Source organism: Microseira wollei NIES-4236 (genome assembly GCF_020521235.1).
Lineage (GTDB): Bacteria > Cyanobacteriota > Cyanobacteriia > Cyanobacteriales > Aerosakkonemataceae > Microseira > Microseira wollei.
Genome location: NZ_BLAY01000006.1, coordinates 55,948 through 77,848 on the forward strand (window position 1 = coordinate 55,948; position 21,901 = coordinate 77,848).

Here is a 21,901-nt window from a genome sequence, read left to right on the forward strand (position 1 = left end):
CGCCTAAGGTTTATAAAACCCCTAAATCGTTACATTAGACTGATTTGATGAGAATTTTCATTAAGATTTTTTACGAAAGGGGGGAGCGAGCAGGGGAGCAGGGGAGCAGGGGAGCAGGGGAGCGGGGGAGAATGTAGATTCAAATTCCCCTGGAGCCCCTGGAACAGCTGGAGCCCCTGGAGCCCACCTGCACACCTGCTCCAGAGCCCTATCCCCCGATTAGATATCCAGATCGGTGAGGTTGAGTTTGGGGCCGTAGGTTTCGATGAACTCGCGGCGGGGTTGCACTCTGTCGCCCATCAATATCGTAAAGATTCGATCCGCTTCGGCAGCATCTTCGATCTCGACTTGCTTGAGCGTGCGCGTTTCCGGGTTCATCGTGGTTTCCCACAACTGTGCTGGCATCATTTCCCCCAATCCTTTGAACCTTTGGATGGTGTAGTTGGCATTGGGGGGAAATTCGCGCAGCTGGTTTTGCAGTTCGCGATCGCTATAGCAGTAGTAGTGAGAGCGACCCCGTTCTACTTTATACAGCGGAGGACAGGCGATGTAAATGTAGCCTTGGTCGATGAGCGCCCGTTGATACCGATAGAAGAAAGTTAACAACAGGGTACGGATGTGCGCGCCATCAACATCAGCGTCGGTATTTTTTGCTCCGACTCCACCTATGCCACAAATGAAGTTTTCATCACCCTCAACTGAGAAATCGTAAACATAGTCACCGACTAGATCGATTTCCTCAGCAGAAACAACTTTCAACCCCATCAAATCATCGCTAATTGGCACGCAGTCCAATGATTTCCGAGTGGGACTGGCTAGGTGCGCCTCCAGCTTGTGGGCATTCCCGTGTTGTTGCCATATGGGGCGACAGCGTTCGATCTGCTCTTTGCCACAGATCGCGATACTGTAATAGGGATGTCGGGTTTGAATGAGTGCATCAGCAGCAGTAGAAGGCTGATGGTGACTGTTTGATGCCATCAAACCTAGTTGCCCAAACAGATAGAGCAACCCATCTTTAAGGGTTCCAGAATTGGTTGTAAACGACAAATTGTTACCACCAGTCGTGCCATCACCCAGGAAATAGCCTTCTAGGAAAGCTAGCTGTAATTCTTCACTCAGGCTGAAAACAATATCTGGCAATTGCTTTTCATGAGCAAGTTTGCCCAGTCCCCAAGCTCGGATTAAGCGTGCTGCTGCAACGCTATGGAAGTATAGTTTGATGCCGTCACTTTCTGGATCGTTGTAGCAACGAGGTATTTCACCAAACACCTTCTCAATAGCAGTGCAGAGTTCGGGGATGAACGGCTCATCTTTTTTGCCCAAGCTAAGGCTAACTTGATGCTGGCTCAAACTTCCCTCGGCGACGTACCAGCCCAAAAACCAGATTAATTCGCGAGTAATGGGTAGGTAGCGATCAAAAGCTTTATCGGTATGCGCTTGCGGCACAATTTTTACATCTGCACCCATTTGCGCGAGTTCGCTGGGGGTGAAGAAATCCAACGGTTTGTAACAGCTTACTTCCCGCCAACGGGCATTTTTGCTCGTATCATCTTGTGCCAGTCGTTCGTCAATTTTGTCGGGCAATGTTTCATAGAGGATATTGTCATTGCCACCAATGGCTTCCAGATAGCTGAGAAAGTCAGGCAAGGTTGGTTGGTTAATGCCACGCTCCCAGTGACTAATTGTAATTGGTTGCTTGACGCCACAAGCATTGGCAACCTTTTTCTGAGATACTCCCAACGCCTGACGTTGATCTATCAGTTGTTGCCAATCTTCTAACTCTAATTTCACTCGCGGTTCGCTCCACAATTCTGGGCGCGTTACCTTTGCCAAAACCCGTTTACTGGCAACTTGCCGCACTTCTTCACCTTGCAGGTAAAGTCCCTCGGTTAAGCCAGCCCGGTATAATGTTGCCAGCAAATCAATTTGAGTTGGACTCACTTCTGGACGCGGAAGACGCCGACTAGCTACCAACAAATCGCCTGGTCGAACTTCGTTACCTTTTTTGAGACGCACTTCCCCATTTTCGTAGACAAACACGCTGTGAGATGATGTCACTTTGAGCGAGCGGTTGTAGCGCGTTGTAATTTTATACATCGGCTCCTCGTGGGTGTGACGAATCACAGCTTTGAGGGGTTTGAAGCGGGTGGCGTGGGTTACGGGGTCAAAGGAGATGACGCGGTATTTTTCTGTAGTCCGACGACCTTCAACGCAATCATCAATGAATTGACCGATGGTGACAAATTCGGTTTTGCCGGTATCGTCCGCTACCAAGGTTGGTTCATCACCAGCAACGCTCATAATTACGATGCGGTGATAGCGCAGTTGGGAGGCATCGAATTCTTCGCCTTTGACGCCTAAACCAAGTGCTGTAATCAACGATTGGATTTCGTTATTTTTGTAGATTTTGGCGTCGTCGGTTTTCTCGATGTTCAGGATTTTACCGCGCAGGGGGAGGATGGCTTGGAAGCGGCGATCGCGTCCTTGTTTGGCGCTATTGTGGACGAATACACCACTTGCTAGGGCAAAGTTGTGGCTGTTGGGAACTTCGATGTCGTAAACGTCGTAGCGCTCTTCTACGGGTTCGATTTTAACCACGCGGTGATTGTAATTCTTGACAGCGCGCTTCGCTGCGGTGATGTCGCCGTAGAAGTAGCGATCGCAAAAGGTTTCAAATGTCAACAAAGACTTATCCCGCAAGCGGCGACGGTAGCATTGATAAAGTTCCAAATCCAGATAGCCGTGGCAACAAATTTCAACTTTTTTCAACGCCTCAATCGTCTTGCGATAGTAGGTTTTGTCTAACGCTTCCTTCCGTTTGACACGGTATTCATACGTCCATTGTTCCTTTGTCTTTTGGCGCCGCCATTCCAACAAATCCTCATCTTCCCATTGTTGCTTAGCCGCAATTGAATAAGCCTCTCGCATTTCCGGATTATTGGCAAAGTAATTCCGCACCCGTTCAGCTTGTGCTAAACGATTCGCTTCATCACTCCAATACTCTTGCTGCGCTTTGTCCAATAGTTCCTGATTTTGCTGGCGATAAGCTTCGTTACTCTCATAAAACTCACGCCACTTTTGAGTCATGTAGGCGTACTCTTCATCTTGCCATTGAGCTAGAGCCTGTTCTGAGAGCATTTGTCGCGTTTCCGGCTGTTGCATTCTTTCGCTCATCATGGCGCGAAATTCTTCGCTCATGTGAACTTGGCGACTCTTTTCTTTTACATCATGTCGGTGCAAGGTTTTCTCTAGATGCGCCCGATGCAGTGCTAAATGTTCCTCCGCCGGAAGTCGCTGAATATTGGTCGGATTGTTGTTGCGTTTATTGAAGTCAACGTGATGGCGATGATTGCCATCCGATGCTTGATAAATTCCATGTTTTAGGTTATAAAAATCCGCCAAAAGATGAGTGTAAATCCACTTATCATTCAGGGGATTCAAAACCATTTCGTAACCGTCAAGTCCCCAGCCATTTTTATCTTTTTTGGAAATCTGGCGGTGAATTGGCATCAACGAATCTTCTGGCGTCAGCAATGCTGCTGCTTTATAGCTGCCATCTCGCAACATGAACGGGTGATCGGGGGTGCAGAACAGGGTTTCCCCGTTATCTAATGTCAGCTTGATTACTTCAGCATTTGCCTTGGTCATCCGAGCGTTAGTAATCCGCTCGATACCAATGTTTCCACTCTCGCGGATGGTGTAGCAAAAGTGTTCTTTCCCTTCTGCTTGTTCGTCAACTATCTCTTTGATAGTTTTTTCTGAACCATCAGATAGCAAAATATAAGTCGAACTTATAAAACATCCGCCGGCCGAATCGCCTTCAACTAGAAATATCTCGGATTCAGAGGGATCTCGGGTGCTGCAATCGGCTAATTTACCGGGTAAAGGAGAGGATTCTAAAACCGATTTGCGGCGGACTAAATCCCTGGCGCGACGGGCAGCTTCGGCGGCTTTAAATGCCTGAACTGCTTTTTCGATAATGGCGTCTGCTACTGCTGGGTGAAAGTCCAAGTATTCGGTGAGAATTTCGCCTACTAGAGAGTCAACAATTCCTCGAACTTCGGTGTTACCGAGTTTGGTTTTGGTTTGACCTTCAAATTCTGGGTTGGGGACTTTGACGGAAATGACGCCGGTTAAGCCTTCGCGGACGTTTTCGCCAGCGAGGTTGGCTTCGGATTCTTTAATTTTATTGCGCTTGCGAGCGATCGCATTCAACGTCCGCGTCAGCACCGCCTTCAACCCTTCCAGGTGCGTCCCGCCATCCACAGTGCGGATGTTATTGGCAAAACCCAATAAATTATCCGTATAAGCATCAGAAGACCACTGCAACGCCACTTCCACTTGGACGTTGTTGCGTTCTCCCTGCACGTAGATAATTTCCTCATGCAGCTGTTGCTTATCCCGGTTCATGTAAGCAACGTATTCCCGAATCCCGCCTTTGTATTCGTAGATTTCGACTTTGGGGGTATTGCTTTTGAGTAATTCGATGCGGTTATCGGTAAATGTAATTTTGACCCCAGCATTGAGGAAAGCCAACTCCCGCAGGCGTCCTGCCAGAATCATATAATCGAATTCTCTACCTGTGGTAAAGATTTCCCCATCGGGAACGAAGGTTACCGATGTCCCCGTGCGGGCTTCTTTAATCGGGTTAGCTTGTAATTCCGTAATTGGGATGCCCCTTTCGTAGCGCTGCTTGTGAACCTTCTTATCCCGCCAAACGGTAACTTCTACCCATTCGGAGAGGGCGTTTACCACCGAAACGCCTACACCGTGCAGCCCTCCAGAAACCTTATAGCCGCCGCCCCCAAACTTACCGCCTGCACCCAGAATCGTCAACACCGTTTCCAGTGCCGATTTGCCAGTGCGGGGATGAATATCTGTAGGGATTCCCCGCCCGTCATCGGTTACCGTTACCGAACCATCGGCGTTGAGGTCAACTTCGATGTGGGTGCAGTAGCCAGCCAGCGCCTCATCGATCGAATTGTCCACTACCTCGTAAACTAGATGGTGGAGTCCTCTTGGCCCGGTAGAACCAATGTACATTCCCGGACGTTTCCGAACGTGTTCAAGATTTTCCAGAACTTGAATGTCATCGGCGCTGTAACTACTCGTCATAATAAGGACTTCTCCAATAGAGCCTTTTCTCCGCCCAGAGGCGTCATAAAGGAAAAAACACTCCAAAATTGTAACACAAAAGGCTTATAGGCGGCTCTAGGCCATTATAGATGATTATTTATCTGGGGGATATACCCTTTTCAAGGGTGGCAGTGGTGCAGGTGGGCAGAGGGGCAGGTGGGTACAGGAGAATTTGAATCTATATTCTCGCCATCTCACCATCTCGCCATCTCCTGTGCTCACCTGCTTACCTGCTCACTTGCTCAATTTCATCACCTATGACCCATGACCCACTTATAGTTATCTGCGGTGCTACGGCTACGGGGAAGTCGGGGCTGGCTTTGGATATCGCTCAAAGACTCAATTCTGTTATTATTAGTGCTGACTCGCGGCAGGTTTATCGGGAGTTTGATATTGGCACGGCTAAACCCACACCTGCCGAACAACAGAGAGTATCGCACTATTTGATTGATATCTGCAATCCCACAGAAACTTTAACGGTTGCAGATTACCAGCAGCAAGCTCAAAAATTAATTGCCCAGTTTCACGAAAGGGGATGCATTCCTTTATTGGTGGGAGGGACTGGTTTATATATTAAATCAGTCGTGCGGGGGATGAAAATTCCCAGGGTGGCGCCCCAGAAAGAATTGCGCTCGCAACTCGAATCCCTCGGTCAAAATCAAGTTTACGCCTTGCTGCAACAAGTCGATTCCGCCGCCGCTCAAAAAATTCATCCCAACGATCCCGTAAGGACATTACGCGCTTTAGAGGTGTATTATGTCACAGGAATTCCCATTTCCCAACAGCAAGGTGAAAATCCCCCCACTTATCCTATTTTACAACTTGGCTTAGATTGCGATTCGTCTCATCTTTTAAAACGCATTGAACAACGAACCGCAAAAATGCTAAAAGATGGTTTAGTAGCTGAGGTAGAATTGCTGTGCCAAAAATATGGTATGGATTTACCTTTACTCGATACTCTAGGCTATCGAGAAATCAAACAATATCTAGCGGGAGAGGTTTCCCTATCTGAAGCGAAAGATTTAACTGTTTTGCACACAAGACAATTTGCCAAGCGACAGCGCACCTGGTTTAAAGCTGATGCTGAAATTGAATGGTTTGACGCCGACCAACCAGATTTGTTAGAAAAAGTGTGGAACAGAATCCAAAAATTTATTGGGAGTATTCGATAGTTTTATGCAACCAGAAAATGCCGTGGATATAATTTACCAATAAGCCTTAGCCTTGCACCAGCAACAGCAATTTGATGCCGCCGAGCCAAAATATCAATAATATTTACGTTGGCGGAGCGTTATCGCTGAATCATGGATCAATTTAGGCATTTTTTAGGCTCGAACTAGCTAGGCTCAAAATGCTGATTCAGCAATTTTAAAATCTTTAGATTTGGATGCCAATGCAACCGGGTATTATGTACTAGGACTTGTTGAGAAAGATTGGATAACGAGGCTGAGGCGATAGCAGCTTATCAAGATGCGATCGCTCTCGATTCAAACTTGGTCGATGCTGATAATAATTTGGGATTAATTTTAGCAAAGAATGGCGAAATAACTGAAGCTGAAACTGTTTATCGTCAGGGAATATCAGTCAGATCATGTCCGTTTGATTACCCATAGTTAGGACTGACGCTCTGACGCTAAGGACACTCTGACGCTCTGAGTTTTAATTATGGGTGAAAAGCCTGACATCATATCAATCCCAGTCACTGGGGTAGCTTGGTTAATTTGGGCAATTTGTTACTATAACAGGCGCAAGTTGAACAAGCAATTGAGCAGGAATGCAAAATTTAATTCAGCAAACCTCGCTCACAACCCCTGAAAGTAAAAACAATGCTTTGACAGGGATAGTTTGTGCTACAACATTTCAGATCATGTCCGCGAGAGATCGCTGTATGGATGGCTAATTGCTAATTGCAAGCTTGCTAATTGCGAGCTTGTCAATTGCCTCCAGAGCAGCCAGGGATTAGCTATTACCAGTTACACAACCGTTGCTACCTGACATGATATTATTTAGGGCATCCAGGACTTACAGATACTTTCACGCAACAGTGCCGAAACTACAGCGATGTATTTCATCAAATTACTGGCAATCTGTCAGCCGTCTGTCAAAAGATAATTGCCGAGGAATTACACATCCTAGTATTTCCAGAAATCGGCATGGAAGCTCGAACGGTAAAAATGGCTGGGTTGCGTTTAGCCCCCGTTCAATGCAAGGCTTGGGGACATCCAGTAACTTCGGGCATAGCAACAATTGACTATTTTTTATCCAGCGAGTTGCTCGACCCGAAAAATGCTCAATAACATTATTATGAAAGATTGATTCGCTTACCGAATATTGGCGTAGCCTATCCCAAACCAGAAGATATTCCCACGAGTAAAAAGAGTAGGGCAGATTTTGGGTTACCCGATGATGTAGTTATTTATTTGTGTTGCCAAGCACCGTTTAAATATCTGCCTCAGCCAGATTATATTTTTGCTGAAATTGTCCGTCGCTTTCCTCAAGCCAGGTTTCTATTTTTGCGGAAAAATTTGCTGTAAAAACGACTGGATCAAGCAGGGGATCAGGTAGGGCTGAAAAGCCAAGATTACTGCCTAGTTCTCAGCATGACGAAACGAATTGAATAGCTGAAAATTAATTGACTTTCAGATGGGTTTTTGGATGCATTAAGTTGGTCGGGGGGAAATACATCACTAGAAGCGATCGCTTGTAATTTACCCATTGTTACTTGTCCCGGAGAATTCATGGAAGGGCGTCACGCCTACGCCTTTCTAAAAATGTTGGGCGTCACCGATACAATTGCTCAAAACGAAGCTGAATATACAGACATTGCCGTCAAATTGGGTTTAGATCCAACTTGGCTACGCCAGATTGCAGAACGAATCAAAGCAGGTCACGATTATCTATCTTTATGACGACAAAGCTTGCGTGGAAGCACTTGAAGCTTTTTATCAACAAGTTGTGCAAGCGCATCCCAAGCAAAATTAGAAGGTAGTTTTGGCAACTAGAGATCTATGCATAGTTTCGAGTAATCAGTTATCATGCGTTGAGCAAGATGCTTTGCTACATTGCACGAAGTTCATGCTCGGACAAACACTGCGCGATCGCTACCATATCATTGGGCAGCTCAAAAGTGGGGGGTTTGGCGAGACGTATCTAGCTGAAGATAGAGATCTCCCCGGTAATCCCCTCTGTGTCGTTAAGCAACTCAAACCGAAAGATGCAGATCCTTCGGTATTGCAGACAGCGAGACGTTTATTTGACAGGGAGGCCCAAGTATTGTACCGTTTGGGCTCGCACGATCGCATTCCCCAACTGTTTGCTCACTTTGAGGAAAACCAGGAATTTTATTTGGTACAAGAATTCATTGATGGTGACGATCTCGGCGTCGAATTCGCCAATTTTACCAGCGGCGAGGGGTGTATGACAGAACCAGAAGCGATTGCACTATTACAGGATGTCCTAGAAACCCTGGTTTTTGTCCACCAACAAAATGTGATTCACCGCGATATTAAGCCATCAAATTTAATCCGACGCCGCGTTGATGGCAAGTTAATCTTAATTGACTTTGGCGCGGTAAAAGAAATTAATACCCTGGTAGCGAATCCCCAGGGGGAAACAAGTTGTACGATTTTGGTAGGCTCCCCTGGTTATATGCCAAACGAACAACAGGGAGGAAAACCGCGTTTTAACAGCGATATCTACGGTTTGGGAATAACGACAATCCAGGGATTAACAGGAATCGTACCAGAGCAATTCCAGGAAGATACCCAAACAGGGGAAATTATCTGGCGCCAATATGCCCAAGTTAGCGAAGTCTTTGCAGCAATTTTAGACCGAATGGTGCGATCGCACTTTCGAGATCGCTACCAATCAGCGAGCGAAGTACTCAACGATTTGCGTTCCTTACAAAATTTTACGGCGGCTGAGACGCAATACTTTGTCCTGTCAAAATTGCGACAACAGCAATTTGTTAAGTCACCGCAGTTGTTGATTATTCTGGTAACCGTTATGGTGACCTTGGGATTATCCCAGCTTTTACACTCTACACCAAAAGAGGAACCGAGTTTCCCCGCCCCAGTCAATACTCCCACGCCAACACCTGCCGTACCCGAAGCCGTTGAATTATTTAATCAAGGCAGTACCTTAGTTGAATTGCGGCGGTATGATGAAGCGATCGCCCTCATAGACAAAGTCTTGCAACTTCAGCCAAACTACCCCCAAGCTTGGGTAAAACGCGGCGAGGCGCTGTTGGAATTGCAAAAAAATGACGAAGCACTCAAAGCTTTTGAAGAAGCGCTTAAACTCAAGTCAGATTATGCACCCGCTTGGTATGGTCGCAGCAAGGTGCTAGATAAATTGCAACGTAATGAAGAAGCATTAGCAGCTGTAACTAAAGCAGTGCAAATTCAACCCGATGACGCCACGGCGTGGTACTTTCAGGGCGAGTTACTGGATAAACTGCAACGCCATGAAGAAGCTCTAGCAGCTTTAAATCAAGCCGTTCAAATTAAACCAGATGACGCCCTTGCGTGGTATCAGAGAGGCGCGGTGTTAAATAAACTACAGCGCTACGATGATGCCTTGATATCGCTTGGGGAAGCAGTGCAACATAAACCAGCATATGCAGAAGCTTGGAGGCAAAAGGGCGAAGTGCTGCGACAATTGCAGAGATATGAGGCAGCAGTATCATCCTTAGATAAAGCGCTACAACTCGATCCCAACTCGCCTTATGCTTGGGAAGAACGGGGTCAAGTTCTGGGACACTTAAAACGGTACGATGAAGCACTAGCCGCGTTAGACAAAGCCGTTGGGATTAAACAAGACTACGCCGATGCTTGGTATAACCGAGGAACGATTCTAGAACAGATGCGGCGATATGAGGAAGCAATAGGCGCATTTGACAGAGCGGCGCAGATTAAGCCAGACTACTCTCAAGCTTGGTATCGCCGGGGTGCAGTGTTAGAGAAAATGAGAAAATATGAGGAAGCGATCGCCGCCTACGACAAAGCCATTCAAATTTGGCCCGCCAATACTGAAGCCATCGAGAACCGCAAGCGACTGCTGGGAAAATTAAAACGCTAACAACCAATCTATTTTAAATTAATTTTTGTCACAATATTCTTTAGACTCAACCTGCAACAAACCACCCATGATCCTACAAGAAAAACAACAGCGAAACTGGCAACCCATCCTCAAACAATTTGCAGCCGTAGTCGGTAAAAACAGCGTCGTTCAACGTCGCGAAGAGTTACTAACCTACGAATGCGACGGACTCACCAGCTACCGACAAAGACCAGCAGCAGTAGTGCTACCGAAAACGACGGAACAAGTAGCAGAAATTGTCAAAATTTGCCACCAAAATCAAATACCTTGGGTAGCGAGAGGTGCGGGAACGGGTTTATCTGGCGGTGCATTACCAGTCGAAGATTGCGTCCTCATCGTCACCGCCTTGATGAAGAAAATCCTTAGCATCGACTTAGAAAATCAGCGCGTTGTAGTTCAACCTGGAGTCATTAATAACTGGGTAACGCAAGCCGTCAGCGGCGCTGGTTTCTACTACGCACCCGACCCTTCCAGTCAAATTATCTGCTCAATTGGTGGCAACGTTGCCGAAAATTCCGGCGGCGTTCATTGTCTCAAATACGGCGTCACCACCAACCACGTCATGGGATTAAAATTAGTCCTCCCCGATGGTTCAATTGTCGATGTGGGTGGCGCGGTTCAAGAAATGCCAGGATATGACCTGACGGGTTTATTTGTTGGTTCCGAAGGCACCCTAGGAATTGCCACAGAAATTACTTTAAGAATCCTCAAAACAGCCGAATCAATTTGCGTTTTATTAGCTGATTTTACCACAATTGAAGAATCCGGAGCAGCCGTGTCAGATATTATCGGTTCCGGGATAATACCCGCCGGTATGGAAATTATGGATAACCTCAGCATCAACGCCGTAGAAGATGTCGTTGCCACTGGCTGTTATCCCCGCGATGCCGGGGCAATCTTGCTAGTAGAAATAGACGGATTGGAAGTAGAAGTTGCGACGAATAAACAGCGCATTGCCGAAATTTGTAAAAAGAACGGCGCGCGCAACATTACAACGGCAAACGACCCAGAAACCCGATTAAAATTATGGAAAGGACGGAAAGCCGCCTTTGCCGCCGCCGGTCACGTCAGTCCCGATTATTACGTGCAAGATGGGGTAATTCCGCGCACCCAGTTATCTTTTGTACTGCGAGAGATTGAGGAATTAAGTAAGAAATACGGCTATAAAATTGCGAACGTATTCCACGCCGGAGATGGGAATTTACACCCGCTGATTCTTTACGATAACTCCGTACCGGGAGCATTGGAAAAAGTCGAAGAATTAGGCGGAGATATTCTGAAACTTTGCGTACAAGTTGGCGGTAGTCTGTCGGGAGAACATGGAATTGGTGCAGATAAACGCTGCTACATGACCGATATGTTTAACGGGATTGACTTAGAAACAATGCAATGGGTAAGAGAAGTTTTTAATCCCCAAGGTTTAGCCAATCCAGGTAAAATATTCCCCACACCTCGCACCTGTGGGGAGGCGGCGCGCGCCGTTCAAAGTGAGAAGAAATTTGAGCAATTAGAGGTGTTTTAGTTTCTCGCCTCTCGTTCCCAGGTTCCACCTGGGAACGCATTCTGGGAGGCTCTGCCTCCGGAGGCGAAAGCGAGGCAGAGCCTCTAAAATGGCGTTACCAGGCCGGAGCCTGGTAACGAGAAAAACCCGGTTTTATGGGTATAAAATCTAAATTCCGTAGGCCAATTTAGGAGATTGCTGCATCTGCTTGAGGACAAAAATCACTGGACCTATTACCACAACCAGTAGAAGTGCGCCTCCTGCTCCATAAAGCAATCCAATCTTAACTCGAGCTGCAAACCCAGTCTTCAATGCAGCTGCACATTTAGCTGCACAAGCCTGCTGCGCGTGGTTGACAAACCAATCATGTCCCCACTCAAGCGTCTTCTCAAAAACTGCAGGCAGGAATGATAGCGATGAAGATCTGTGCCATTTGATAAAATTCCTTCAACAATATTTCATAGTGCTTTGTTTCTACTGACTTTCTGAGTTAATTCAATACATAAAATCTTGAAAAGATAAGTAAATATACGGATAAAAGCAACCAACCGCTTGAACCGAGGCAGAGCCTCTAGAATCGCGTTACCAGTCCGGAGCCTGGTAACGAGAAACGAGAAGACACACCAGCTAGTTCCCAGGTTTCACCTGGGAATGCATTCTGGAAGCTGCTGCCTCCCCCTCAAAAATCAATCAATTCCACCTCTAACAACCCAGGCTGACCGATGTAATTGCGGTAACTAGAATACCGCCAATGAGCCGGATCGTCTACATAACCACGCTTGACTGGATTATAGTGAATATAATCCAACTTTTGTCTAAACATCTCCTGATTCAAGATAGCCTGGGGATGAAATCCTTCTTGCCAAAGTTGATACTCCTGATCTGTTTTATGACGTAGTTTGTAAAACTTTAGTTGATTGAGGATACGGTCTGACTGCTTGGCTTTAAGTAAGTCAATAATAGACCGCGCTGTAAATGATTTAAAATCCCCGATTTCCTTGGATAAACTCGCAGCGGAAGCAATCAGGTGGAGATGATTTTCCATCACGACATAGCCATATAATACTAGGCGTTGTCGGCGTTGCAGAAATGCAAGCGAGTCTAGAATAATCTGCGCTAGTTCAACTTGACCGAACAGAGGCATCCAGTTGACAACTGTGGAGGTGACGAAGTGCGGTTGGTTTCCTAATACGTGATAGCGGCTGCGTCCCATTATGTTACTTTGTCTAGTTGTTTCGTTTGTATTGTTCCCAGGTGGAGGCTGAAAATAACTTGAGAGAAGCAAAGTAAAGTATTGAAGCGAGGCTGAGCTTCTAGAAGGTCTTCCCAGGCGAATAATCTCAGGACTTACGCGCACCCATCCGGGTTTCTATGAAAAATCGTTGATTTGTCAACTAGAGATCTAGGTGGAAAGTGAGTGAGGCAGAGCCTCTAAAATGGCGCTACCAGGCCGGAGCCTAGTAACGAGAAAATGGCGTTACCAAGCCGGAGCCTGGTAACGAGAAAAATTCGCGCTCGCGAAGCAACCGGACATGATATAACCCCACACCAGGGCGATCTTGGTACGATCAATTTTGCTAAATATCCAATTTGGAAGCCGTAGCAGCCGTCGTTAAATGATATTATTTATCTTTATAATATTACGGTACGTAAATCGCTGATGGCTTTTGCAACTTTAATCAACAAGCTGTCGATGGCTACAGCCAGTGCAGCTTTGATCGCGCTTTTAACTCCTGCTGTTGCTCAGTCTGTGGTGCTAGTCACAAATAATGTGATTACACCTCCTCCAGGTAAGGAAACACCTGAAGTGGGAATTTGTCCCCCTTGGTGTGGCAATGGGGTTGTATTCACTCTGTTTACAGATTCTCCTCCTCGAACTGCAATCAATAACACGCCGTTTAACATCATAGGTGCGATCGATATTATTCCCGACGATCAAGATGCGATCTGGGGGGGAGCAATTTCTAATATTTTCAGCAGTCTAGTTATCTCTCCTGATGGCAAAAAGTTAGTTCAAAGTGGCGGAATTATTCCCCCAGGTGGAATCGTTTACCCATTTAGAATTACCAATCCGCCTGGTAGCCGCATTCGGTTTGATGCAGAGCTAATCTTTGACAATCCAACCGTTCCCGAAACGACACCTGTATCGAGTCTGTTGGCTTTGGGCGCAGTTGGTCTGGGTTCAGTTTTCAGAGGGAAAGGGAGAGTCAATAGTTAGTTGTCGGTTGTCAGTTGTCAGCGGCAAAAAACTACTGACAATTGACTAAAATATTCAGGAATTACGCAGCAACGCCATATATGGTGGTGGCGGTGCCGTACACCGCTGATAACGCACCCTAGATTTAGAACGTTTGGGTAAGTCCTGATATTCTTAATCGATCAACCCATTAAGCTAAAGGCAGGAAAAATCGAAAAACACTGCCTTTTCCTAACTTACTTTCTACCTTAATTTGTCCCCCTTGTAGTTCAACTAACCGGCGGGTAATCGCCAAACCGATGCCGGTTCCTCCAGAATGCCTAGCACGGGAACGATCTGCCCTAAAAAAGCGTTCAAAAATATGGGGCAAATCTTCAGGTGAAATGCCAGATCCCGTATCAATTACTGCTATCCAAAGCTTACCGGGTTCAATCCAAGCCCGCAGCGTAATCGAACCTGCTTCAGTATAGCGCAGAGCGTTACCCAATAAGTTAACCAACACCTGTTCGACTCGGTCAATATCTGCTAATACCAAGGGCAACTGTGGCGGACAATCTAATTGCAAAACCGGGCCATCTTCCAGCAGTTGGTCGGTAAATTTTTGCACCAATGACTTGAATAAATTCAGTAAATTAACGGGTTTCAGCTTAATTGGTAAATACCCCGCTTCGGCTTTTGAAAGTTCTTGCAAATCGTTGACTAACCGCTCTAACCGCTTTGTTTCTTTCGCTAATTGCTGATAAATTTCTGGCGTTGGAGCGATGCTACCATCTGCCAATTCTTCTAAGTAACCGCGAATCACCGTTAGGGGGGTTCGCAACTCGTGGGTTAAATCTCCAATTAGTTCTCGCCGTCTTTTTTCCACCCCTTCTAAACTCGATGCCATGCGGTTGAAACTAACGCCTAATTGATTCAGTTCTGGAATTTCAATTGCAGGCATTCGCTCCTTCATTTTTCCAGAAGCAAACTTTTGGGTAATATTTTCCATTTGGTTCAAAGGTTGCATAATTCGCTTAGATACCCAATAACTCAATCCACCAGCAGCAGTAGCGCCTGCAATCACCGACCAAAAAGTTGTCCGACTCCAGGCAATTTCAAAGCCTTGTACTAAACGAGCGCGGTCATACAAGAACCCCGAATTAGTATCTTCGATTTGTTCCAATTGCACGATAAAAAAGCGGGGGGAATATACTTTACCAATGATTACGAGGCTGCCTACTCCGACTAGCATCACGAGGAGGTGGGAAAAAAATAAGCGATCGCGCAAACCAAACTTAGCCATAATTTTAGGTTAGACTTTAGGAGTGATTTGGGTCTTCAAATTTATAACCGACGCCGATTACCGTTTTAATAAAAGTGGGATTTCCCGGATCTGGCTCGACTTTTTTCCGCAGTCTGGCTACGTGAGTATCTACCACCCGTTCATCGCCAAAAAAGTCATCGCCCCAAAGTTTATCGATTAGCTGGGTGCGGTTCCAAACTCGATTGGGTTGACTGACAAACGTGCTTAAAAGATTAAATTCCAACGCCGTTAAGTCTAAAGTTTCCGATTGATTGGAATTCAGATGACGGGAAGCCGTGCGCTGGTCTAGATCAACGGTAAAATGTTGGGTGCGATAAACCAAACTTTGTGCGCCGTGACGGAGACTGCGTCGCAATAATGCTCGTACCCTCGCAACCAATTCTCTCGGACTAAACGGTTTAACTAAATAATCATCCGCGCCTGTAGATAAGCCAATTACCCGGTCAATTTCTTCTCCTTTTGCAGTTAACATTAAAATATAAGGGTCTTTCGGCCCTGGTTTTTGCCGGATGCGGGCACATACTTCCAAACCATCCAAACCAGGTAGCATTAAATCGAGGACAATCAGATCGGGTTGCATCTCCTGAAACAATTGCAACGCCCTTTGTCCGTCGCCGCATCGCTGACAGGAAAAGCTTTCGGCTTCCAGGGCCCTTTGGATCAGTTTGGCGATTTCCGGTTCGTCTTCAACAATTAAGATTTTCATCTCTGGAATTTCAAACTTGAGATTGAATTTTATTTTAAATATAGCGCTGATTGACTATAAAGTTAATAAAGTTATAGAATATAACCCATAACTTTCCCAGCGAAATATGGCAGCAGGACAAAACTTTATTCTGGATCTGACATCGGTGCTGGGATCTGCGGCGGTGGGAGGTTATATTGCTAACCGACTGCGCCAACCCGTACTGATCGGCTATTTAGTCAGCGGTTTAATTATCGGCCCATTTGGTCTCAAATTTTTGAGCGAAGTGGATCAAATTAAACCTTTGGCAGAAATTGGCGTCGCGTTTCTGTTATTCGCCCTCGGCGTTGAGTTCTCCCTTGCCGAACTTAAACGAGTAAAAGATATTGCGATTCAAGGCAGTTTATTGCAAATTGGTCTTACTATTGCCCTGGTAACTTTATTGACCAGTGTCAGCGGTTGGGTGAATACGCCGACCCAGGGAATATTTCTGGGTGCGGTGCTTTCGCTTTCTTCTACTGCTGTCGTTCTCAAAACCCTCACCGAACGCGGGGAAACTAACACCCTCCACGGTCAAGTGATGTTGGCGATTTTAATTGCCCAAGACTTGGCTTTAGGGTTGATGTTAGCAATTTTACCAGCACTGAATAACCCGGCTAATCTTGGCCCAGCATTAGGAGCAGCTTTACTGAAAGTACTGGTATTTTTGGCAGCAGCGATCGCCGCAGGTCGGTGGTTAGTCCCCCGATTAATTAAACGCATCGCCGAAACTGAAAGCGGCGAGTTATTTCTTATCACCGTAATTGCCCTATGTTTGGGTGTAGCTTTAATTACTGCTAAACTTGGTCTTTCGATTGAAATGGGGGCGTTTGTTTCTGGTTTAATGATTAGCGAAATTGATTATGCCGACCAAGCATTAGCGAAAGTTCTGCCATTGAGAGATACGTTTGCCAGCTTATTTTTTGCTTCGATTGGAATGCTGATCGACCCCCATGTCTTGATGGATAATTTTGGTCAAATTTTGGGGTTGGTGGCGATCGTGATGCTGGGGAAAGCAGCGATTATTCTGCCAATTGTGATGAATTTTGGCTACTCGTTTAAAACCGCAGCGCTCGCCAGCTTCGGACTGAATCAAATTGGGGAATTTTCCTTTGTCTTAGCTTTGGTGGGTTTGCAACAAGGGTTTATCGACCAAAACAAGTATTTCCTATTAGTAGGAACGACAGCAATTACTTTATTACTAACTCCAGCTTGGGTGCGCTTTTCTCCAGTTTTAGCCGATAAAATCGGCGAATTGCCGTTTTTATCCGATTACCTGCGTCAGTTTCGCGATCCTAAAGATTTGTCACTTCCAGAAGGTTTCAAAGATTATGTAGTCGTCGCCGGATATGGGCGAGTTGGACAAACTATCGTCAATATCTTGCAAGAGCAGGGTCACAAAGTTTTGGTGATTGAAAATAGCGAAGCGGGGATTAAACGGTTAAGAAGCGAGCAAATTCCCTATATTTTTGGCGATGCAGATTCCGAGTTGGTGTTAGAAAAGGCACATTTGGATAAAGCTAAAGCATTAGCGATCGCTCTCCCCGATCCGGCGAGTACCCGTTTGTTACTCAAACGCGCCCTAGAATTAGCACCCGAATTAGATATCGTCGCTCGTTCCCATCAAAATGACGAAATTGACCTGCTGACTCAGTTAGGTGCAAAAGAAGTCGTACAACCGGAATTTGAAGCAGCTTTGGAAATTACGGCGCATTTATTAGCAACTCTGGGAACTAACAGATCGATTATCTACTCGGTAATTGATCGGATGCGGAGCGATCGCTATCAAAGTATTCGCCGCGAACGCACAATTCGCAAACAACAACTAGATTTGAGCGCCGCAGCACCAGAACTCAACCAAGAATGGGTAACTTTGGATACCACTTCCCCTTTAGTTGGAATGACGCTGGCGGCAGCGGATATTCGCAACTTGACAGGGGTCACGATCATGGCTATAAACCAGAGCGACGAAACCCAGTATTACCCACCCGCCAAGACAGTTTTAAGTGCAAAAGACCGCTTGCTCGCAGTTGGAGAGCGAAAAGAATTGGCAGCATTTAAAGATTTGGTGCGGGGTGGCTGCCTCCTTGGGGAAGGCTACCATCAGTGGGTGACGCTGTCAGAAAACTCCCAGCTTTTGGCAATGCAAATAGCTGATTTGCAGCGTCAATACAACCTGCGGGTGCAAGCAATCCGCAGACACGGCAAGTTGGATTATAAGGTAGATGGTGCGATGAAATTAGAGCTAGGAGATTGCATTCTGTTGCAAGGAGAACCGGCGAGTACCCAGGAAGTTGTCAAACTTGCTGCAACAGATAATTAATACCAAATCCGAGCCCCCCTAACCTTTCTTCTCTTCTTCCTCTTCTTTGTGTCCTTCGCGTCTTCGCGGTTTATTTAATTTATTTCAAAGCACTTATGCCGACTTGTTTACTCCTTTCAGTGCCGGAAAAATTATTATTATTGAACCGCAAAGACGCGAAGGACACGAAGGAAGAAGAAGGAAGAAGTAGATAATCTTTTACCCGTAAGGGAGTAAAAAAGCTGCTACAGTTTGGTTAAATGCTTCCGGAGCGGTTAAAAAAGGCCAATGATTCCCCGGTACTTGGCAGATTTGTAAGTTTTTCAGATAGGTTTTGTAAGGTTGGAGTTGCCAATCAAACCGATTTACGCCTGTTTCTGGCTGCACGAATAGGGTGGGAATTTCAATCGGTATTGTTAGTCCAGCGACTTGCATTACTTCTGCAAAAATACCGTCGCGAGCGGCAATGGTAAATTTGCTCCCCCAACGACCATCGGGTTTTTGTTCGATTCCAGCTTGGAAAACTTTCTGTTGCAGGGGACTCCAACCTTGATATTGTTTTAATTGCGGTGCCAAAGTTAAAGCTTGTTCGTAAGTATTAAATGGCCCCATTGCTTTCAGAAATGGCAAAACGCGATACAAAAATGGAAAGGTTATTTTCAGGAAACTAGGCATTTTCCAAATAAAGATTGGATCTACTAGAACCATACTCCGCAGGCGCGCTGGATTTTGTCTTGCCCAGATAGCAGCTAGTTTACCCGACCATGAATGAGCAACTACATGAGCGCTTGACCATCCTTTGGCATCCATCAATGCTTCTAGATCGGCGATCGCGCTCTGGAAGCTATAATCCTGCTCAGGCTTGCTACTATCACCGTGTCCGCGCAAATCTGGCGCGATGATGTGATAGTCAGGTGTCAAAAAATCGCCCAAACTCGACCAAACCAGGGCATTATCAGCTAAGCCATGTAACAGCAGCAAGGGTTCTTGACCTTGGTTCCATTCCAAGTAAGAAAGTTGGATCTGCGGTAAAAATAAGGTTTCGCGAACAGGCATAATTTAATTTTCCATTCAGGCGTAGGGACGCGACATCAACAGGATTTACGCAACTAAAGCGCGCGCATCCAGACAGGGTAATGCTTGGAGTGTCCTTGAGGTGCGATCGTAGCGATCGTCCAGAGCTAGATCATAATCATAATAAAAGTGATGGGAGTATGGAGCTTCGGCTTAAATAGGACTTACGCGCAAGTTCCCGGTTTCTCTGCAAAATCCTTGGGAAAGCGAACCAAATATCAAAGTATAAACCGGGTTTCTCACCTCGACCTGCGTCAGTCCTGTTACAGTAAAAAAATTTTAGATAACTCAAGTTGCTAGTTATCTCACGAAGAGCGGCTAATGGCTAATGGCTGATGGATCGATTGGTAAAAATCCAAGATTAGCAATTAGCAAGCTTGCAATTAGCAACGCCAAAGTTTATAACTAGCAACTTGCGTTAGATAGCTATAGCAAACCATTTGGGATAGGCGTAGGAGTCTTGAAGTTGGAAGTAGGAACCAGAATAGGTTTGAAATACTAAGTTAGCGGCAGATTGAAGATTATCGATTAAATTGGCTTCTTCACCATAAGCTTCAAAAGCGAAACTCCACCAAGCATTGCCCTCAATAGTTAACCGGGTAATTTCAACGTTACAGTTTGGGTATTTGCGGAGCGATCGCACCTTCACAACACCCACCCAATAAGCTTTCGAATCTACATCTACTTTTACTAAACTTTCTACCGTATTATCTTCGCAGATCCACTTTACCCATTTCTCGGCCTTCCCCGCTACATTATCTCCAAATCGCAGCACGCCTAATTCAGCTTTGCGCCATTTAATTTCCAATCGTTCTTGCCGTAGTTTAATCCCTAAAGTCTCGCACTCCGGCAGTAGCAAATAAAAATCTTCCCGTTCTTCAGGCGCTTCGGGGGGTTCGCCAAGCGCCTGTGAATTAAACCAATCTTGAATTTCAGGCGGTAGCGTGCCGCGATAAAACCAGCGTAACTCTATGCTTGTTAACATGGGGGATTTCCATGAATCCAAAATAGACACAAGAGATGGGACAATAGAACGGCTGGGTTGATTGAGGTAACCCGGATAACGGTGCTACTCGATTCCAGCATGGTGCTTAAGGGGACAGTATAAATGTTGAAACGGATTGCGGCGGTTCTGCTAGTGGTATTAGTAGCTGTGAGTTTGGTTAGTTGCAGCATTTCACCCACCAGCGGTTTGAAAAGCTATGTCGATACTACCAAAGGTTACCAGTTCCTCTATCCTAACGGTTGGTTGCAAGTTAAAGTGTCAAATGGTCCGGAGGTGGTATTCCACGATTTGATCGAGAGTACCGAGAACATAAGTTTGGTAGTTAGTCCAGTACCTGAAGCTAAATCTTTGGCTGAGTTGGGAACGCCAGGGGAAGTAGGATATAAATTGTCGAAGAATGCGATCGCACCTCCCGACTCGGGTCGCACCGCCGAACTCGTGAATGCCGAAACGCTGGAATTTCGCGATAAAACTTATTACCTTTTAGAATACGCCGTCAAACTCCCGAACCAGCAAGAACGTCACAACTTAGCCAGCGTCGTCGTCAGTCGCGGTAAACTGTTTACCTTCAACGCTTCTACCACCGAACAGCGTTGGGAAAAAGCCAAACAACAGTTGGAAACCGTGGTTAAATCTTTCTCGGTTTATTAGTTATTGGTAATGGGTAATGGGTAATGGGTAATGGGTAATTGGGAAGATTAACAGATGAAAATTACAGCGGATCGCAGCCGTATGAGGTACACCTTTGTTTGTATAGCGGCAGCATTAATGCTGCCGCTACACAAAAGGCGCCTTAAGGCTGTACCAAGACGAGGAATTTATCCGCTGTAACTCACCCGCCCACCTGCCTATCTGCCCACCTGCCCACCTGCTTTTAATCTACCTATGCGCGTTCCTCAATTTGTACTTGCTTCCGCTTCTCCGGCGCGGCGAAAATTGCTGCAAAATGCCGGGATAGAACCGATTGTCTGCCAAAGCGATTTTGATGAGTCTCAAGTTCAGTTAAGCGACCCTGCCGAACTGGTGCAAATTTTAGCTCAACGTAAGGCGGAAACTGTAGCATCTCAATTTCCTGATGCTTTAGTATTGGGTTGCGATTCGGTTTTGTCGGTAAATGGAGAAATTCACGGAAAACCCGCCGATGTATCAGAAGCGATCGCGCGCTGGCAAATAATGCGCGGCAATGTGGGCGATCTTTATACGGGACATGCCTTAATTGATACCAAACAAGGCAAAACTTTGGTGCAGCTACAGGTAACGCGGGTTTATTTTGCCGATGTCAGCTCGAGCCAAATTGCCGCCTACGTTGCTACGGGCGAACCCCTCAAATGTGCCGGATGTTTTGCCCTGGAAGGTAGGGGGGGTTTATTTGTAGAAAAACTCGAAGGTTGTCACTCAAATGTGATTGGACTCAGCTTACCTTTGCTGCGTCGAATGCTGGGGGAATTGGGATACGATGTTACCGATTTCTGGCAGTTACCGGAAAGTTAACATAGCGCGATTGGTTATGATTCTATTTGAGACTTCGCATCATCTGGCTGTACATCACTAAGACTTG

General features: G+C 46.0%; 17 protein-coding genes and 1 pseudogene. 11 read left to right on the top strand and 7 right to left on the bottom strand.

Annotation, left to right across the window (positions count from 1 at the left end):
• Nucleotides 1-219 precede the first annotated feature (219 nt).
• The gene (locus MiSe_RS03490; RefSeq protein ID WP_444980455.1) at nt 220-3,834 is read right to left on the bottom strand and encodes an LAGLIDADG family homing endonuclease; all 3,615 of its coding nucleotides are present in this window, start codon (nt 3,832-3,834) and stop codon (nt 220-222) included.
• A 99-nt stretch (nt 3,835-3,933) separates the two neighbouring features.
• Nucleotides 3,934-5,115, bottom strand: a pseudogene (locus tag MiSe_RS53625) (ATP-binding protein); the annotation flags it as partial.
• A 278-nt stretch (nt 5,116-5,393) separates the two neighbouring features.
• Here MiSe_RS53625 and miaA point away from each other — a divergent pair.
• The 7 genes from miaA (at nt 5,394) to glcD (ending at nt 11,758) form a co-directional block, all read left to right on the top strand.
• A complete protein-coding gene (miaA, locus tag MiSe_RS03495; RefSeq protein WP_226574842.1) occupies nt 5,394-6,308 on the top strand; it encodes a tRNA (adenosine(37)-N6)-dimethylallyltransferase MiaA in 915 nt (304 codons plus the stop codon).
• A 261-nt stretch (nt 6,309-6,569) separates the two neighbouring features.
• The gene (locus MiSe_RS03500) at nt 6,570-6,749 is read left to right on the top strand and encodes a tetratricopeptide repeat protein (protein WP_226574844.1); all 180 of its coding nucleotides are present in this window, start codon (nt 6,570-6,572) and stop codon (nt 6,747-6,749) included.
• A 540-nt stretch (nt 6,750-7,289) separates the two neighbouring features.
• On the top strand, nt 7,290-7,433 hold the full coding sequence (locus MiSe_RS03505) for a hypothetical protein (protein ID WP_226574846.1): 144 nt from the start codon (nt 7,290-7,292) through the stop codon (nt 7,431-7,433).
• Between the two features lie 15 nt (nt 7,434-7,448).
• Complete coding sequence (locus MiSe_RS03510; protein WP_226574847.1) at nt 7,449-7,670, top strand: hypothetical protein; 222 nt, start codon at nt 7,449-7,451, stop codon at nt 7,668-7,670.
• Nucleotides 7,671-7,787: 117 nt separating this feature from the next.
• A complete protein-coding gene (locus MiSe_RS03515; protein ID WP_226574849.1) occupies nt 7,788-8,045 on the top strand; it encodes an O-linked N-acetylglucosamine transferase family protein in 258 nt (85 codons plus the stop codon).
• Nucleotides 8,046-8,211: 166 nt separating this feature from the next.
• Complete coding sequence (locus tag MiSe_RS03520; RefSeq protein WP_226574851.1) at nt 8,212-10,215, top strand: serine/threonine-protein kinase; 2,004 nt, start codon at nt 8,212-8,214, stop codon at nt 10,213-10,215.
• A 67-nt stretch (nt 10,216-10,282) separates the two neighbouring features.
• Nucleotides 10,283-11,758, top strand: a complete 1,476-nt coding sequence (gene glcD, locus MiSe_RS03525; protein WP_226574852.1) for a glycolate oxidase subunit GlcD — start codon at nt 10,283-10,285, stop codon at nt 11,756-11,758.
• A gap of 658 nt (nt 11,759-12,416) precedes the next feature.
• Here the strand turns inward: glcD and MiSe_RS03530 are convergent.
• A complete protein-coding gene (locus MiSe_RS03530) occupies nt 12,417-12,950 on the bottom strand; it encodes an REP-associated tyrosine transposase (RefSeq protein WP_226574854.1) in 534 nt (177 codons plus the stop codon).
• Between the two features lie 447 nt (nt 12,951-13,397).
• Between MiSe_RS03530 and MiSe_RS03535 the strand changes: the two genes are divergently transcribed.
• Nucleotides 13,398-13,955: a hypothetical protein gene (locus tag MiSe_RS03535; protein WP_226574860.1), complete on the top strand. Its 558-nt coding sequence runs from the start codon at nt 13,398-13,400 to the stop codon at nt 13,953-13,955.
• Nucleotides 13,956-14,124: 169 nt separating this feature from the next.
• Here MiSe_RS03535 and MiSe_RS03540 read toward each other — a convergent pair whose 3' ends face one another.
• Together MiSe_RS03540 and MiSe_RS03545 are read right to left on the bottom strand one after the other, a co-directional pair.
• Nucleotides 14,125-15,216: a sensor histidine kinase gene (locus MiSe_RS03540; protein WP_226574862.1), complete on the bottom strand. Its 1,092-nt coding sequence runs from the start codon at nt 15,214-15,216 to the stop codon at nt 14,125-14,127.
• A gap of 16 nt (nt 15,217-15,232) precedes the next feature.
• On the bottom strand, nt 15,233-15,943 hold the full coding sequence (locus MiSe_RS03545) for a response regulator (protein WP_226574864.1): 711 nt from the start codon (nt 15,941-15,943) through the stop codon (nt 15,233-15,235).
• Between the two features lie 106 nt (nt 15,944-16,049).
• Between MiSe_RS03545 and MiSe_RS03550 the strand changes: the two genes are divergently transcribed.
• Nucleotides 16,050-18,284: a cation:proton antiporter domain-containing protein gene (locus MiSe_RS03550; RefSeq protein ID WP_226574866.1), complete on the top strand. Its 2,235-nt coding sequence runs from the start codon at nt 16,050-16,052 to the stop codon at nt 18,282-18,284.
• A 198-nt stretch (nt 18,285-18,482) separates the two neighbouring features.
• Here MiSe_RS03550 and MiSe_RS03555 read toward each other — a convergent pair whose 3' ends face one another.
• On the bottom strand, nt 18,483-19,319 hold the full coding sequence (locus tag MiSe_RS03555) for an alpha/beta fold hydrolase (RefSeq protein ID WP_373872741.1): 837 nt from the start codon (nt 19,317-19,319) through the stop codon (nt 18,483-18,485).
• 436 nt (nt 19,320-19,755) lie between these two features.
• Nucleotides 19,756-20,322 carry a hypothetical protein gene (locus MiSe_RS03560; protein WP_226574867.1) on the bottom strand — a complete coding sequence of 189 codons (567 nt, stop codon included), beginning with the start codon at nt 20,320-20,322 and terminating at the stop codon, nt 19,756-19,758.
• A gap of 123 nt (nt 20,323-20,445) precedes the next feature.
• Between MiSe_RS03560 and psbP the strand changes: the two genes are divergently transcribed.
• Nucleotides 20,446-20,994 (top strand): photosystem II reaction center PsbP, encoded by a 549-nt coding sequence (psbP, locus tag MiSe_RS03565; protein WP_226574869.1) that lies wholly within the window; start codon nt 20,446-20,448, stop codon nt 20,992-20,994.
• Nucleotides 20,995-21,228: 234 nt separating this feature from the next.
• The gene (locus MiSe_RS03570) at nt 21,229-21,834 is read left to right on the top strand and encodes a Maf family protein (RefSeq protein WP_226574871.1); all 606 of its coding nucleotides are present in this window, start codon (nt 21,229-21,231) and stop codon (nt 21,832-21,834) included.
• Nucleotides 21,835-21,901 lie beyond the last annotated feature (67 nt).